At 57.1% G+C, this 15780-nt stretch carries 12 protein-coding genes; 4 read left to right on the top strand and 8 right to left on the bottom strand.

What is annotated here, in order from left to right; all coding sequences use genetic code 11:
* Positions 1-430: 430 nt before the first annotated feature.
* From S7A_RS15825 to S7A_RS15815, 3 genes are all read left to right on the top strand, one after another.
* Entirely contained in the window at positions 431-1564 is a 1134-nt protein-coding gene (locus S7A_RS15825; RefSeq protein ID WP_369750599.1) for a porin, read from the top strand.
* A gap of 234 nt (positions 1565-1798) precedes the next feature.
* On the top strand, positions 1799-2281 hold the full coding sequence (gene folA, locus S7A_RS15820) for a type 3 dihydrofolate reductase (RefSeq protein WP_009092201.1): 483 nt from the start codon (positions 1799-1801) through the stop codon (positions 2279-2281).
* Between the two features lie 90 nt (positions 2282-2371).
* On the top strand, positions 2372-4255 hold the full coding sequence (locus S7A_RS15815; RefSeq protein ID WP_009092199.1) for a PhoX family phosphatase: 1884 nt from the start codon (positions 2372-2374) through the stop codon (positions 4253-4255).
* Positions 4256-4288: 33 nt separating this feature from the next.
* Here S7A_RS15815 and apaH read toward each other — a convergent pair whose 3' ends face one another.
* From apaH to lptD, 6 genes are read right to left on the bottom strand one after another with little or no spacing between them, the layout of a single operon-like run.
* On the bottom strand, positions 4289-5146 hold the full coding sequence (apaH, locus tag S7A_RS15810; RefSeq protein WP_009092197.1) for a bis(5'-nucleosyl)-tetraphosphatase (symmetrical) ApaH: 858 nt from the start codon (positions 5144-5146) through the stop codon (positions 4289-4291).
* Positions 5147-5199: 53 nt separating this feature from the next.
* Entirely contained in the window at positions 5200-5577 is a 378-nt protein-coding gene (gene apaG / locus S7A_RS15805; protein WP_009092195.1) for a Co2+/Mg2+ efflux protein ApaG, read from the bottom strand.
* A 3-nt stretch (positions 5578-5580) separates the two neighbouring features.
* Positions 5581-6402, bottom strand: a complete 822-nt coding sequence (gene rsmA, locus S7A_RS15800) for a 16S rRNA (adenine(1518)-N(6)/adenine(1519)-N(6))-dimethyltransferase RsmA (RefSeq protein WP_009092193.1) — start codon at positions 6400-6402, stop codon at positions 5581-5583.
* Positions 6395-7387, bottom strand: a complete 993-nt coding sequence (pdxA, locus tag S7A_RS15795; protein WP_009092191.1) for a 4-hydroxythreonine-4-phosphate dehydrogenase PdxA — start codon at positions 7385-7387, stop codon at positions 6395-6397. The genes rsmA and pdxA overlap by 8 nt, the downstream gene beginning before the upstream one ends.
* Positions 7377-8672: a peptidylprolyl isomerase SurA gene (surA, locus tag S7A_RS15790; protein ID WP_009092189.1), complete on the bottom strand. Its 1296-nt coding sequence runs from the start codon at positions 8670-8672 to the stop codon at positions 7377-7379. Before surA ends, pdxA begins: the two co-directional genes overlap by 11 nt.
* A 54-nt stretch (positions 8673-8726) precedes the next feature.
* Complete coding sequence (lptD, locus tag S7A_RS15785) at positions 8727-11099, bottom strand: LPS assembly protein LptD (protein WP_009092188.1); 2373 nt, start codon at positions 11097-11099, stop codon at positions 8727-8729.
* Positions 11100-11281: 182 nt separating this feature from the next.
* Here lptD and djlA point away from each other — a divergent pair, with 182 nt between their 5' ends.
* Positions 11282-12094: a co-chaperone DjlA gene (djlA, locus tag S7A_RS15780; RefSeq protein ID WP_009092186.1), complete on the top strand. Its 813-nt coding sequence runs from the start codon at positions 11282-11284 to the stop codon at positions 12092-12094.
* Positions 12095-12145: 51 nt separating this feature from the next.
* Here djlA and rluA read toward each other — a convergent pair whose 3' ends face one another.
* Positions 12146-12799, bottom strand: a complete 654-nt coding sequence (rluA, locus tag S7A_RS15775; protein WP_009092184.1) for a bifunctional tRNA pseudouridine(32) synthase/23S rRNA pseudouridine(746) synthase RluA — start codon at positions 12797-12799, stop codon at positions 12146-12148.
* A gap of 39 nt (positions 12800-12838) precedes the next feature.
* The gene (gene rapA / locus S7A_RS15770; RefSeq protein ID WP_009092181.1) at positions 12839-15745 is read right to left on the bottom strand and encodes an RNA polymerase-associated protein RapA; all 2907 of its coding nucleotides are present in this window, start codon (positions 15743-15745) and stop codon (positions 12839-12841) included.
* Between the last annotated feature and the right edge of the window lie 35 nt (positions 15746-15780).

Here is a 15780-nt window from a genome sequence, read left to right as displayed (position 1 = left end):
GGCCATATCAGCGGTGAGATCGCGCCTGCGAAGGGAACACGGGCAGATCGGAAAGTCGCTCAACCCAGTCCCTGGCCGCCCGGCCCGCGCCGTCCATGGCGCGGGACGCTTTCCTCCTCTGTCCGTGCTCCCTGCGCGTTGTGCTGATACGTTGTGGTCCCCCCCGGAATTTGAATTTGTCAGCTGTCTGAAGGGCTCGTGCGGGAGCCGCTTTTTTTGCCTCTCACCTGGCGATAATCTGAAAATCAGGCTCGCGTAAAGCAACGGATTTGCCTTAAAGTCACTGATTTGACTTAGTTTTTTAGCTATAGGTGCGAATCAGCCCCGTTCGCACAAATTTATAAGATAAACACTTCCTGTCCGGATTTTTCGCCAGTAATATGCCTGCCGCTCATCACCGGAGCGTGCAAGGACACCTATAAAAATGAAAATGCGTACTTTTTCTCTGAGTGCAGTGGCTGCACTGATGGCTATTCTTCCTTTCGCCAGCCAGGCGGAAATCACCCTGTTAAAACAGGACCCACAGGCTGGCGATCCGCTTAGCCGCCTCAACTTTACCTTTGGCGGCAGCATCCGTGCTCAGGTCAATCACCAGACCGGCGTGGATGACAAATCGTACAAACGTGACGGATTCGATGGCGGCACCCGTTTCCGTTTCGGCGCGGATTACTATCTGTTCGATGACGTCAGCTGGATCAGCTACTACGAGCTGGGCGTGAATATTCCGGCGGTATTCAGCTGGGATCGTCACTATGCAGATGGTGCGAATAACACCACGCGCCGCCAGCTCTACACCGGTCTGAAAAGCAAGACCTGGGGCCAGCTGACCTTTGGTCAGCAGAACAGCGTTTACTACGACACCGTAGGCGCCAAGACCGATATCTGGGACTACGACATGATCGGTCAGGCACCAGGCAACGGGATCAATGGCGACTACGATGGCTCTTACCGTTCGCGTAAGCAACTGAAGTATAAAAACACCTTCGGCGATCTGGATCTCTACGCCTCTTATCTGTTCGACGATAATGAGTTCCTGCCAGGCAACGGCCTGCGCTACAAGCGCAAAGGCGGCGGTTCGCTGGGTGTGGATTATCACATTACCGACGATCTGAGCTGGGGCACGGCGTGGAACTACACCCGCGCGACGATGCGTAACCCGAACAACGGCGACAGCGGCGATTACGATCAGAACATTTATGGCACCGCGCTGAGCTGGACCCCGGGCAACTGGACGCTGTCAGCGGGCGGCGGCTGGTATCAGAACTTCATGACCACCAAACGCAAAGATGTGCATGACTACTTTGCTGGCGATGCATGGGGCGTGGAATACTTTGCCGGTTATAAAATCCCGGTGGCGCAGTATGGCCTGAAAGCGGTGCAGCCATATGTCATGGGCGATCGCATTGAGTATGCGACCGGCCGTGATTATCAGCGCATCGACAACGGTCTGGGCGTGACGCTGTTCCTCGACTACGGTTTCCGTGTCGATTACGAACATGTCTTTACCTCCAGCACCGATAACCTGGGTGATATGAATCTGGTGCGTCTGCGCTACGACTTCTGATAACCCCGACGGCTCCTGCGGGAGCCGTTTTCTTATTCGCCCGGTTTTGTGCCAGCCGGCGTCAGATTACTGGCGAGCTGCGGCTAACAGACGCGATTTCGCGGTGAAAAACGCTGCGCAGGCAGTGAAATGCGACATCATAAAAAGCTTTACGCAATTAGACCTTCCCCCCTATCGACGAAAGTTTCACCTTCTCGTATCATGGCGCCAATTTTTTTCCTGTGAGTAGTTAACATGATTAGTCTTATCGCGGCATTAGCAGCAGATCGCATTATTGGAATGGAGAACGCCATGCCGTGGGACCTGCCTGCAGATCTGGCGTGGTTCAAGCGTAACACCCTGAAAAAACCGGTGATTATGGGCCGGCTGACCTTTGAATCCATTGGTCGCCCGCTGCCTGGCCGACTGAATATCGTGGTCAGCAGCCAGCCCGGCACCGCCGAAGGCGTCACCTGGGTCACTTCGCTGGATGAGGCGGTTCAGGCTGCCGGTGAAGCCGAAGAGATCATGGTGATCGGTGGCGGACGCGTTTATGAGCAGATGCTGAAGCGTGCCGATCGTCTCTATCTGACCCACATCGATGCAGAAGTAGAAGGCGACACGCAGTTCCCGGATTACGAGCCGGATGAGTGGCAGTCAACGTTCAGCGAGTTCCACGACGCTGATGAGCATAACTCCCACAGCTACTGCTTTGAGATCCTGGATCGCCGTCGCTGATTCCTTGTCCGCCCGCCTGTAACCTGGCTGTCATCTTTATTCATTAGCATTGCTTCTTTTCCGGGACCGACATAAAGGAAGCAATCACTGATGAAGATCGAACTCTCCGCGTTAAGCACAGACCGCCTGCCCGATTCGCAGCGACGTAAGTTCCTTGCCGGTTCCGGCGCACTCGGGCTGACCGGCTTTCTCAGCGGCGGCCTGACTTTCTCCTCCGGCGCACTGGCGCAGGAAAAACCCGCCGGCAGCCCGCTGCTGGGCTTTCAGGCGATTGCCGCTTCGACCGCGGATGAGATTGTTGTGGCGCCAGGCTATCGCGCTGAAGTACTGATCTCCTGGGGCGATCCGCTGGTTAATGGCGCGGCTGAGTTCGATCCGCATGGCAACAACAGCGCGGAGGATCAGGAAAAGCAGTTCGGTGACAACAATGACGGGATGAGCTTCTTCGCCATTGATGAGCATCGTGGCGTGATGGCAATCAACAATGAGTATGTGAATGAGCCGACGCTATTCGCCCATGGCGGCAGCAAAGCGACCAGCCTGGAGGATGTGAAGAAATCACAGGCGGCGCACGGCGTTTCTGTCGTTGAGATTAAACGCGGCGAAGGCAATCGCTGGCAGGTTGTCCGTCCTTCAGATTACAACCGCCGCATTACCGCCAATACCCCGATGCGTTTTTCCGGTCCGGCCGCAGGCGACAAAGCGCTGCAGACCGCCGCCGATCCTCAGGGCCTGCAGGTTCTCGGCACCTTTGGTAACTGCGCCAACGGTAAAACGCCCTGGGGCACTTATCTGACCTGCGAAGAGAACTACGACACCTACTTTGGCACGCATGACGCGAATTTTACGCCGACCGCCCAGCAGAAGCGCTACACCCTGAACGCCACCGAGCCGGAGCGAAACTGGTCCGATTTTGATCCCCGCTTCGATATCGCAAAAAATCCTAACGAATTTAACCGCCACGGCTGGATAGTCGAAATCGATCCCTTCGATCCCCAATCGGTGCCGGTCAAACGAACCGCGCTGGGACGTTTCAAGCATGAGAATGCTGCGGTGACGGTTGCTAAAACCGGCCAGCTGGTGGTCTACATGGGCGACGATGAGCGTGGCGAGTACATTTATAAATATGTCTCGGACGATAAGGTTAACCCGGACGACGCGAAAGCGAATCACGGACTGCTCGATCGGGGCACGCTCTATGTGGCGCAGTTTAACGGCGATGAACAGGGCACACCCCTGAAAGGCAGTGGTCGCTGGCTGGCACTGAAGTGGGGGGAAAATGGACTCACTGCTGAGAAAGGATTTCATAGCCAGGCCGATGTCCTGATCAATGCGCGTGCTGCTGCCGATGTGGTTAACGCCACGCGGATGGATCGGCCGGAATGGATCGCCGTTAACCCGCATGATGGCCGCGCCTACTGTACGCTGACCAATAACAACAAGCGCGGCAATGAGGGGATGCCGGTTAATGCCGCCAACCCGCGCCCTAAAAATATCTATGGCCAGATTATCCGCTGGGATGAGAAGGGCGATGCCACGGCCACGTCGTTTGCCTGGGACATCTACGCGTTATGCGGCAATCCGATTGCCCATCCCGAAGGCATCTATCGTGGCACACCGAACATCACTGCTGAAAACACCTTTAACAGCCCGGATGGCCTGGGGTTTGATGCGCAGGGGCGGCTCTGGATCCTTACTGATGGCAAATACAGCAACAAAGAGGATTATCAGGGGCAGGGGAATAATCAGATGCTGGCAGGAGACCCGGACAGCGGCGAGATTCGCCGGTTTATGGTCGGCCCTAAATCCTGCGAGCTGACCGGCATTACCTTTACGCCTGACTACAGAACGCTGTTCGTGAACGTGCAGCACCCTGGCGAAGAGGGGGATTCACATTTTCCTGACAACAGTCCGCGCCCGCGCTCGTCGGTGATCATGATCACCCGGGAGGATGGCGGCATTATCGGCGCATAAAACAGCAGGCTGGCCGCCAGGCCAGCCTCAGGGTTATAGCGCCGGAGGCGCCAGACTTTCGCTGGAGTCGAGCGCTTTCTCGCGGTTAGAGGGCTGAACCACATAGCGCTGCTCTTCCCAGTGCAGCAGGGTCAGCGCGCCGCCCCAGCAGCAGCCGGTATCCAGGCCGATAATTCCCTCTGGCGTGCCTTTGCCTTCCAGTGAAGCCCAGTGACCGAAAACGATGGTGTAGTCCCGGGCGACCGGTCCGTCGATGTTGAACCAGGGCTTCAGCGGTGGCAGCGCCGATTCAGGGGCATCTTTGCAGATCATGTCCAGCTGACCATTGGGGAAGCAGTAGCGCATACGGGTAAAGGCATTGGTGCTGAAGCGCAGTCGGGCCAGACCGGTCAGATCTTCGCTCCAGTTATTTGGCATATCGCCATACATCGCATCCAGGAACAGCGGATAACTGTCGCTGGCGAGCACCGCTTCCACTTCCCGCGCACATTTTTTCGCGGTGTCGATATCCCACTGAGGCGTGATACCGGCGTGTCCCATGACCAGCTTTTTCTCTTCATCCACCTGCAGCAGCGGCTGCCGGCGCAGCCAGTTGATCAGCTCATCAGCATCGTCCGCTTCCAGCAGGGTGGTGAGGCGATCTTTAGGCTTGTTACGGCTGATTCCGGCGTAGACCGCCAGCAGATGTAAATCGTGGTTGCCCAGCACCAGGCGCACGGCGTCGCCCAGTGACTTCACATAGCGCAGGACCTCCAGTGAGCCGGGACCGCGCGCCACCAGGTCACCGGTCAGCCACAGCGTGTCATGCTCGGGATTGAAATCGACCTGCTGCAGCAAGGCACGTAATTCATCGTAGCAACCATGGACGTCGCCAATCAGGTATGTGCTCATAACGTTTTATCCATCGGGAATGTGCCCGACGTATCGGGCAAAAGGCGTGAAAATCAGTGAATGTGCGTCTGGATGGCGAGGCGGAACACCGGGATTTCAACGTGAAAGGTGTCGCCCTGATCGTCGACCATCACGTAGTGTCCCTGCATGGTGCCCATCGGCGTTTCGATGACAGCACCACTGGTGTACTGGAATTCGTTGCCCGGCGGGATAAGCGGCTGCTCACCGACCACGCCTTCGCCCTGAACTTCTGTTTCGCGGCCGTTACCGTTGGTAATCAGCCAGTAACGCCCCAGCAGCTGCACGGCGGAACGGCCCAGATTGCGTATCGTAATGGTATAGGCGAAGACGTAGCGATCCTCATCCGGCGAGGACTGGGAGGCGACGTACTGGCTTTGCACATGAACGGAGACGCGGGCCGTTTCACTCATGACTTACTCCTGCGATTTTCCCTGATGCGTCGCCAGCCAGTTAGCCAGCTGACAATATTGCGCGACCGAGACGTTTTCAGCACGCAGACCAGGATCAATGGATAACTCTTCCAGCGCACCTGCCGCCACCATGTGGTTCAGGCTGTTGCGCAATGTTTTACGGCGCTGACCAAAGGCTTCTGTCGTGATACGGCTCAGGATACGCACGTCGCTGACCGGATGCGGTGGCTCGGCAAACGGCACCAGACGCACGACAGCCGAGTCCACTTTCGGTGGCGGGGTGAAGGCGTGTGGCGGCACTTCCAGCACCGGAATAACCTGGCAGTAATATTGCGCCATCACCGTCAGGCGACCATACGCTTTGCTGCCCGGGCCCGCAACCAGACGGTTAACCACCTCTTTCTGCAGCATGAAGTGCATATCTTTGATCGAACCAGTATAGCTGAAAAGGTGGAACATCAGCGGGGTCGAAATATTGTAAGGCAGGTTACCAAATACCCGCAGCGGCTGGCCTCTCTCCTGTGCCAGCGCGGCAAAGTCGAAGGTCATGGCATCCTGCTGGAAGATGGTCAGTTTCGGGCCAAGGAACGGATGCGTTTGCAGACGCGCCGCGAGATCGCGGTCCAGCTCCACCACCGTTAAGCTATCGAGGCGTTCGCCCACCGGCTCGGTTAAGGCGCCGAGGCCAGGGCCGATCTCCACCAGCGCTTCATCGCGCTGGGGATGAATGGCGGAGACAATGCTGTCGATAATGTACTGATCGTTCAGGAAGTTCTGCCCGAAACGTTTACGGGCGTAGTGCCCCTGATGGACGCGATTATTCATTACTGCTCTTGATCATAGTGATGGCGAGGTTAAGCGCCGTGATAAAGCTGCCCGGTTCCGCCTGACCCAGCCCGGCGAGTTCAAGCGCGGTGCCGTGGTCAACGGAGGTCCGGATAAAGGGCAGGCCCAGGGTAATATTTACCGCGCGACCAAACCCCTGAAACTTCAGTACCGGCAGGCCCTGGTCGTGATACATCGCCAGCACCGCATCGGCGTTTTGCAGATATTTGGGCTGGAACAGTGTATCCGCAGGCAGCGGGCCGGTCAGTTTAATGCCCTGCTGACGCAGTTCATTGAGGGCCGGCGTAATCGTCTCAATCTCTTCCCGTCCCATATGACCGCCTTCACCGGCGTGGGGGTTAAGACCACAGACATAGATATGCGGCTCGGCAATGGCGAACTTCTGCTGCAGATCACGATGAAGAATGGTGATCACTTCATGCAGGCATTCGCGGGTGACCGCCGCAGGCACCTCTTTCAGCGGCAGATGCGTGGTGGCCAGTGCCACACGCAGCGCTTCGGTTGCCAGCATCATCACCACGCGATGACCGCCTGCGCGGTCGGCGAAGAATTCGGTATGGCCGGTAAAGGCGATACCGGCATCGTTAATCACGCCTTTGTGCACCGGACCGGTAATCAGCGCCGCAAATTCACCCTGCAGACAGCCGTCACAGGCGCGGGCCAGCGTGGCCAGCACATAATCACCGTTAGCGACACAGAGTTCGCCTGGTGTGACCGGCTGTGCCGTCTCAATCGGCAGAATGGTCAGCGTCCCCGCCTGCTGCGGCACGGGGTCCGCCTCAGGCTGGTAGTGACGCAGGGTCAGCGGCAGACCGAGCTGCGCTGCCCGCTGCTGCAACAGGGCAGGGGAGGCGCAGACGACGAGTTCCACCGGCCAGGCGTGCTGAGCCAGCTGAACGGTGAGATCGGGACCAATCCCGGCGGGCTCGCCGGGAGTGATCACCACACGCTGGTTACTGTGCATTGCCATCCAGAATCTTCACATAGGCACTGGCGCGCTGTTCCTGCATCCAGGTCTGCGCTTCTTCAGCAAATTTACGATTAAACAGCATGCGATAAGCGCGCTCTTTCTGGGCCGCGTCGGTTTTGTCCACCTGGCGGGTATCCAGCAGCTGAATCAGATGCCAGCCGAAAGAGGAGTGCACCGGCTGGCTGGTCTGGCCTTTCTGCAGACGCAGCAGCGCATCGCGGAAGGCGGGATCAAAGACTTCCGGAGAGGTCCAGCCGAGATCGCCACCCTGATTCGCCGATCCCGGGTCGTCAGAGTACTGTTTTGCTGCGGCGGCAAAGGTGGTTTTTCCGCTGCGGATATCGGCCGCGATCTGTTCCAGCTGCGCCCTGGCCTGATCGTCAGTGAGAATCGGCGATGGTTTCAGCAGAATATGACGAGCGTGCACCTCAGTGACCGAGACGTTCTTACTTTCGCCACGCAGGTCGTTCACCTTCAGGATATGGAAGCCCACACCTGAACGCACCGGCCCGACGATGTCGCCTTTTTTCGCCGTTGCCAGCGCCTGGGCAAACAGGGTCGGTAACTCTTCGATTTTACCCCAGCCCATGTTGCCGCCTTTCAGCGCCTGCGAGTCGGCGGAGTAGGTCACGGCCATCTTGCCGAAATCCGCACCATTTTTCAGTTCGCCAACCAGCTGTTTCGCCAGCGTTTCCTGCTCATCGACCTGCTGTTGCGTCGGGTTTTCCGGCAACGGCAGCAGAATGTGGCTGATATTCAGCTCGGTTCCCTGGCTGTTCTGGGCAGCAATCTGGGTTGAAAGCGTATCCACTTCCTGCGGCAGGATGGTCACGCGACGACGCACTTCATTGTTGCGGACTTCGGCAATCATCATCTCTTTGCGGATCTGTGAGCGATAGACGCCATAGTTCATGCCGTCATAAGCCAGACGACTGCGCAGCTGATCCAGCGTCATGCGGTTCTGTGCGGCGATGTTCTTAATCGCCTGGTCCAGCTGCTCATCGCTGATCTGGATCCCCGCTTTTTCACCCATCTGCAGAATGATATTGTCCATGATCTGGCGTTCCAGAATCTGATGGCGCAGCGTTTTATCATCTGGCAACTGCTGACCTGCCTGCCGGGCCTGAGATTTCACCGTGCCCATCATGCCGTCCACGTCACTCTCAAGAACCACGCCGTTATTGACGACGGCGGCAACTTTATCAACGACTTGTGGTGCTGCGAACGCGGTGTTGGCACTGATTGCCACACCAAGAATCAGCATTCTCCAGTTCTTCATACTTTATCCATTGTTGGTTCCGCACTGCGGGATTGCCTGTCAAACATCACAACATCAGAAAGCGGGCTGGTAAGGGATAATTCCCTGACGCAGCATATCGTTGGTGCCTAAGCCATAGTTGGAGCTCAGACCACGCAGCTCAATGTTGAATGAGATTTGGTTGTCATATTTACTGTCGTCGTTTTCCCAACCGTTAATTTTGCGTTCGTAACCGACCCGAATGGCATAACAGCATGAGCTGTACTGCAGGCCTACCAGCTGCGAAGCCGGACGGCTGTTGCGGGTATCGTAGTAGTACGCGCCTACTACGGACCATGCATCCGCAATCGGCCAGCTGGCCGTGGTGCCTACCTGTGAAATCCCATTTTTGAAGATAGGATTGGTCACCAGGCTGCTGTCGTTCAGCGCGGTTGCGACATATTCCGGGCTGCTGTAACGGTAGCTCAGCTGCACCATGCGATCGGCATCACGACGATATTCCAGTACGGTATTGCCCTGGGAAACGTTGTCGAGTTTGGTGTCATACTGCAACCCACCCCGGACACCCCAGCGATCGCTGATTTTCCAGTATGTATCGCCAGCCCAGATCAGGCTGCCGGTATCATCTTCTTTACTGGTTTGATTCACACCAGTACGAGAAGGGGTAAACGAGTAGATTTGACCTACAGAAACGTTAAAACGTTCAACCAGATCGGCATCATAAATGCGTGTGGTGACACCGGTGGCCACTTCGTTAGCCGAGGCGATACGATCCAGGCCGCTATACGTGCGGTCGCGGAACAGGCCGGTGTAGTCGGTCTGCAGCAACGTTGAGTCGTATGGATAGATGTTGCTCTGATTGCGGTACGGGATATAGAGGTACTGCACCCGCGGCTCCAGCGTCTGGGTGTAGCCCGCCGCTGAGTCCATATCGCGGTCAAAGACCAGACGGCCATCGACTTTAAACTGCGGCAGGGTGCGGTTTACCGACTCATCCAGATCGCCACTTTTGCCGTTGCGGTTCGCAAAGTTGTTGTTGTAGTAATCAACATTGGTTTGCTGGTAGTGGGTTGCCAGGAATTTCGCTTCGGTATCCAGGCTGGCCCAGCCGTTAGACAGCGGCAGGTTCAGCGTTGGCTCAACGTGCAAACGGGTCGCTTCAGGATAGCGATCGCTGACGTTAGTGAATTTCACCGCCTGCGCATATATCCGGCCATCAAACGGACCGATGTCATTCTGATAGAGATTGACGTCCAGCTGCGGCATGGCGCGGTAAACGTTGCTATTACTGGTATTACCAAATACCTGGAAATCTTTGCTGGAGAGCGTCGCATCCCAGTTGGTGTCCGCGTAGCCAATACTGAATTTCTGCGTGGCATAGTTGTCAGTCGAGCTGTAGTACTTCGAGTCGAGGTCGTTGAAGTAGTAGCTATCGCTGACCTTGGTGTAGTCCGCGCTGAAACGCCAGTGTTTATCGTAAACACCTGCATGACGCCAGTAGAACAGCCAGCGATCGGAGCTGTCATCTTCGGCGATGCCGCGCAGCGCTTTATCTTTGTCGTATTGCTTGTCTGAGCCGAGGTAGTCGAACTCCATCAGACCTGCGCCCAGCTCTGTCAGATAACGGAATTCATTCTCAAACTTCATGCCGCGCTTGCTGATGTAGTGCGGCGTAATGGTGGCATCGGCCTGCGGCGCGATGTTCCAGTAGTAGGGCAGGATGAACTCAAAGCCGTTGTTGCTGCCATATTTGGCATTCGGGATCAGGAAGCCGGAGCGACGACGGTCGCCAATCGGTAACTGCAGATAGGGACTGTAGAACACCGGAACGGAACCGAGTTTAAAGCGGGCGTTCCAGATCTCGGCCACTTCCTCTTCGCGGTCCTGAATCACTTCAGAACCGACCACGCTCCAGCTGTTGGAGCCGGGCAGACAGGAGGTAAAGGTGCCATTTTCCAGAATGGTGTAGCGGTTATCACCGCGCAGTTTCATCTGATCGGCGGTGCCGCGACCCTGACGATCCACCATCTGGTACTGACCGTTCCAGACGTTGGTATCTTTACTGTTCAGATTTGACCAGGCTTTCGGACCTTTCAGGATGACCTGGTTATCATCGTAATGCACATTACCCAGGGCATCGACGGTACGAACCGGCGTGGTCTGGCCCTCCTGCTGACGCTGATGAAGCTGAACTTCATCGGCCTGCATACGGCTGTTGCCCTGCTCAATATTCACATTGCCTGTGAAGACCGCATCATCGGGATAGTTCCCTTTGGCAGCGTCGGAGTGAATGGTGACAGGCAGCTGATTGGTATCGCCATTCACCAGCGGGCGGTTGTAACTCGGCACGCCTAACATACACTGCGACATCAGATCGTCGGCAACGGCTTGCTGGCTAATGGCTGCGCCGATCAGTGTGGCCAGCAGGGTAGGTATATGTTTTTTCATACGCGGTATCGAGAATTCCATGAAAACTGGCATCATGCCGACAATCGGGTCAGAGACTAACTTACTGCCCGGCGTTGCGCCAGTGTTAATCCTGGTCAGTCAGCGTTGCCGTTAGGCGCTGAGATAAATGACAGGTATGATAATGCAATTTTCAGCCGCAAGCATGGCGAATTGAGGAGTTTATGCGCTACTGGGGAAAAGTTGTGGGTCTGGCGCTGGGATTACTTTCCGGTGCAGGCTTCTGGGGTATTGTGATCGGTTTGATCATTGGCCATATGTTTGACAAAGTGCGCGGCGCACAAGGCAAGGCTTACTTCTCAAATAATCAGACCCGACAGACGCTGTTTTTCAGCACCACCTTTCAGGTCATGGGCCATCTGACCAAGTCAAAAGGGCGCGTTACCGAAGCGGATATTCAGATTGCGTCGCTGCTCATGGAGCGGATGCAGCTGCACGGTGACTCGCGCACCGCCGCCCAGCGCGCATTTCGCGAAGGCAAGCAGGCAGATTACCCGTTACGCAGCAAACTGCGGGAACTGCGCAGCGCCTGTTTTGGCCGGTTCGATCTGATTCGCATGTTCCTGGAAATTCAGATTCAGGCTGCCTTTGCCGATGGTTCCCTGCATCCCAATGAGCGGCAGGTGCTCTATGTCATCGCCGAGGAACTGGGCATTTCACGCGTTCAGTTCGATCAGTTCCTGCGCATGATGGAAGGCGGCCAGCAGTTCGGCGGCGGACAGCGCAGTGGCAATGGTGGCTTTCAGCAGGCGCAACGTGGACCAACGCTGGAAGATGCCTGCAGCGTGCTGGGTGTGAAGAGCAGCGATGACGCCACCACCATCAAGCGCGCATACCGCAAGCTGATGAGCGAGCATCATCCCGACAAGCTGGTGGCGAAGGGGCTGCCGCCAGAGATGATGGAGATGGCGAAGCAGAAGGCGCAGGAAATTCAGGCGGCGTACGATCTGATTCGCAAAGAAAAAGGCTTTAAGTAATCGCGCCTCTCTCCGCCTCTCAGAAGGAGGCGGCCAGGCGTACCGCCTCCCTTAAAAATCGGCGGGCTGACGAAACGTCATGGCATTACCGAATGCCGGATGGGTGATAGTCAGTGACTCCGCGTGCAGCAGCAGGCGCGGTGCCATCGCCCTGGCGTCCGGATGGGCATAGAAGTTGTCGCCCAGAATCGGATGGCCCAGGGCCAGCATATGCACCCGCAGCTGGTGCGAGCGGCCGGTAATCGGCTTCAGCGAAACGCGCGCACTGTTATCCGCACGATATTCCAGCACCTGATACTCCGTCTGCGCGGCTTTGCCGTTCTCGAAGCAGACCATCTGCTTCGGACGATTAGGCCAGTCGCAAATCAGCGGCAGATCAACCACTCCCTCCTCCTTCTCCGGATGACCCCAGATGCAGGCCACGTAGGTCTTGGCGGGTTCCCGCTCGCGAAATTGCCGTTTCAGCTCACGCTCAGCCGCCTTGGTCAGGGCGACGACCATCACACCACTGGTCGCCATATCCAGCCGGTGAACCGATTCCGCCTGCGGGAAATCACGCTGTATCCGCGTCATCACGCTATCTTTGTGCTCATCCAGCCGACCGGGTACCGAGAGCAGACCGCTGGGTTTATTCACCACCATGATATGCGCATCCTGATAAAGGATGTGCAGCCAGGGTTCACGCGGTGGATTGTAAGGTTCCATAGGGCTTTCCAAAAATAAGGGGCCGGAAGGCCCCTGAGCTTACTGGTGAGTCACCACAATCAGGCGCAGCGCGTCGAGACGCCAGTTGGCCTGATCCAGGCTTTCCAGCACCTGTTCACGGTTGCTTTCCAGCGCCTCGATCTCATCTTCACGGATGTTCGGGTTCACCGCTTTCAGCGCGTTAAGACGGGAAAGCTCTGCGCCCAGCTTTTCATTCGCCTCGGCCCGCGCCGCTTCAATCACCGCACGTGCCTCGCTGACCACGCTCTCTTCACCCTGGGTGAGGATCGCATGCACATCCTGCTGCACCGCATTGACCAGTTTGCTGGCGGTATGGCGGTTAACCGCATTCAGTTGGCGGTTAAAGCTTTCGAACTCCACTTTCCCGGCCAGGTTGGTGCCGTTGCGATCGAGCAGCAGACGGACAGGCGTCGGTGGCAGGAAGCGGGTCAGCTGCAGATGCTTCGGTGCCTGCGCTTCCACCACGTAGATCAGCTCAACCAGCAGCGTGCCCACCGGCAGCGCTTTGTTCTTCAGCAGTGACAGCGCGGAGCTGCCGGTGTCACCCGACAGGATCAGATCCAGGCCGTTACGGATCAGCGGATGTTCCCAGGTGATGAACTGGGTATCCTCGCGGGAGAGCGCCTGATCGCGGTTGAACGTGATGGTGCAGCCATCTTCCGGCAGGCCAGGGAAATCGGGCACCAGCATGTGGTCGGAAGGGGTCAGCACAATCAGGTTATCGCTGCGGTCTTCCTGATTGATACCGACAATATCAAACAGGTTCAGCGCGAAGTTCACCAGACCGGTGTCGTTATCCTGCTCGCTGATGGCGTTCGCCAGCAGCTGAGCCGATTCGCCGCCGTTAGAGTTCAGCTCCAGCAGACGATCGCGGCCCTGTTCCAGCTGCGATTTCAGCGCCTCGTGCTGTTTACGGCACTCCGCGATAAAGCTGTCAAAGCCTTCACTGTTTTCTGGCGCGGCTAAATAGCCGATCAGCTGCTGATGCACGCTGTCGTAGATGGTACGACCGGTCGGGCAGGTGTGCTCGAACGCGTCCAGACCTTCATGATACCAGCGCAGCAGCACCGCCTGAGCGGTCTGCTCCAGCCACGGCACCAGAATCTGAATATCGTGCGCCTGACCAATACGGTCCAGACGGCCGATACGCTGCTCCAGCAGATCCGGGTTAAAGGGCAGGTCGAACATCACCAGGCGGCTGGCAAACTGGAAGTTACGGCCTTCAGAACCGATTTCAGAGCAGAGCAGCACCTGCGCGCCATTCTCTTCCGAGGCAAACCACGCGGCAGCCCGGTCACGCTCAATGATCGACAGGCCTTCGTGGAACACCGCCGCCCGGATGCCTTCGCGCTCGCGCAGTACCTGCTCCAGCTGCAGCGCCGTGGCCGCTTTGGCGCAGATGACCAGCACTTTCTCTTTACGGTTGCTGGTGAGATAGCCCATCAGCCATTCCACGCGCGGATCGAAGTTCCACCAGGTGCCGCTGTCGCCTTCAAATTCCTGATAAATCTGCTCCGGGTAGAGCAGGTCACGCGCCCGCTCCTCGGCGCTTTTGCGCGTGCCCATAATGCCGGAGACTTTGATGGCCGTCTGATACTGCGCAGGCAGTGGCAGGCGGATCTGATGCAGTTCGCGTTTCGGGAAACCTTTCACACCGTTACGGGTGTTGCGGAACAGGACGCGGCTGGTGCCGTGGCGATCCATCAGCATGGCGATCAGCTCCTGACGCGCCTCCAGCTTGCCCTCACGATCGCTGTTGGCGACCTGCAGCAGCGGCTCGATATCTTCTTCGCCCACCAGATCGTTGATCCGGTTCATCTCTTCCTGGGAGATCGCCTGGTCAGCCAGGAGCGCTGTTACCGCATCGGCAATCGGACGGAAATGCTGCTGCTCTTCAACAAAGGCAGCAAAATCGTGGAAACGGTCCGGATCGAGCAGACGCAGACGGGCAAAGTGACTCTCCATGCCGAGCTGTTCCGGCGTCGCCGTCAGCAGCAGCACCCCGGCCGTTTTCTCAGCCAGTTTTTCGATGACCAGATATTCACGGCTGGGTTCGCCTTCGGACCAGGCCAGGTGGTGCGCTTCATCCACCACCAGCAGATCCCATTCGGCATCGGCCAGCAGTTCAAGGCGCTGTTTGTTACGGCGAACAAAGTCGAGCGAACAGATGATCAGCTGTTCCGTTTCAAACGGGTTATCGCTGTCGTGCTGCGCTTCGGTGTAGCGGTCATCATCAAACAGGGCGAAACGCAGGTTAAAGCGGCGCAGCATCTCGACCAGCCACTGATGCTGTAAGGTTTCAGGCACCACGATGAGTACCCGCTCGGCACGACCCGCCAGCAGCTGCTGCTGAATGATCATCCCGGCTTCAATGGTTTTACCCAGGCCCACTTCATCGGCCAGCAGTACGCGTGGCGCGTGGCGACGACCCACATCGTGTGCGATATGCAGCTGATGAGGGATCAGGTTGGTGCGCATGCCGCGTAACCCGCTGATCGGCAGACGGTACTGCTCACTCTGGTATTTGCGTGCGCGGAAGCGCAGGGCAAAGCGGTCCATACGGTCGAGCTGACCGGCAAACAGACGATCCTGCGGCTTACTGAACACCAGCTTGCTGTCGAGCATCACTTCACGCAGGATCACATCGCTTTCTTCAGTATCCAGTCGGGTACCGATATAGGTCATCAGGTCATTTTCGTTGCGGACTTCATCGACGCGCATCTGCCAGCCTTCGTGACTGGTGATGGTATCACCCGGGTTAAAGATGACGCGGGTAACCGGCGAATCGTTGCGGGCGTAGAGGCGGTTTTCCCCCGTGGCCGGAAACAGCAGGGTGATCATGCGGGTATCGATCGCCACCACGGTGCCCAGTCCCAGTTCACTTTCCGTATCACTAATCCAGCGCTGACCTAATGTAAAAACCATATATTTTTAGCTCGAATTTTAACGTTTTTAGAGGT

Origin of the sequence: Pantoea sp. Sc1 (assembly GCF_000255315.1) — a bacterium.
Lineage (GTDB): Bacteria > Pseudomonadota > Gammaproteobacteria > Enterobacterales > Enterobacteriaceae > Pantoea > Pantoea anthophila.
Note: the sequence above shows the minus strand (reverse complement) of the source record. Positions and strands in the feature narration are given on the sequence as shown.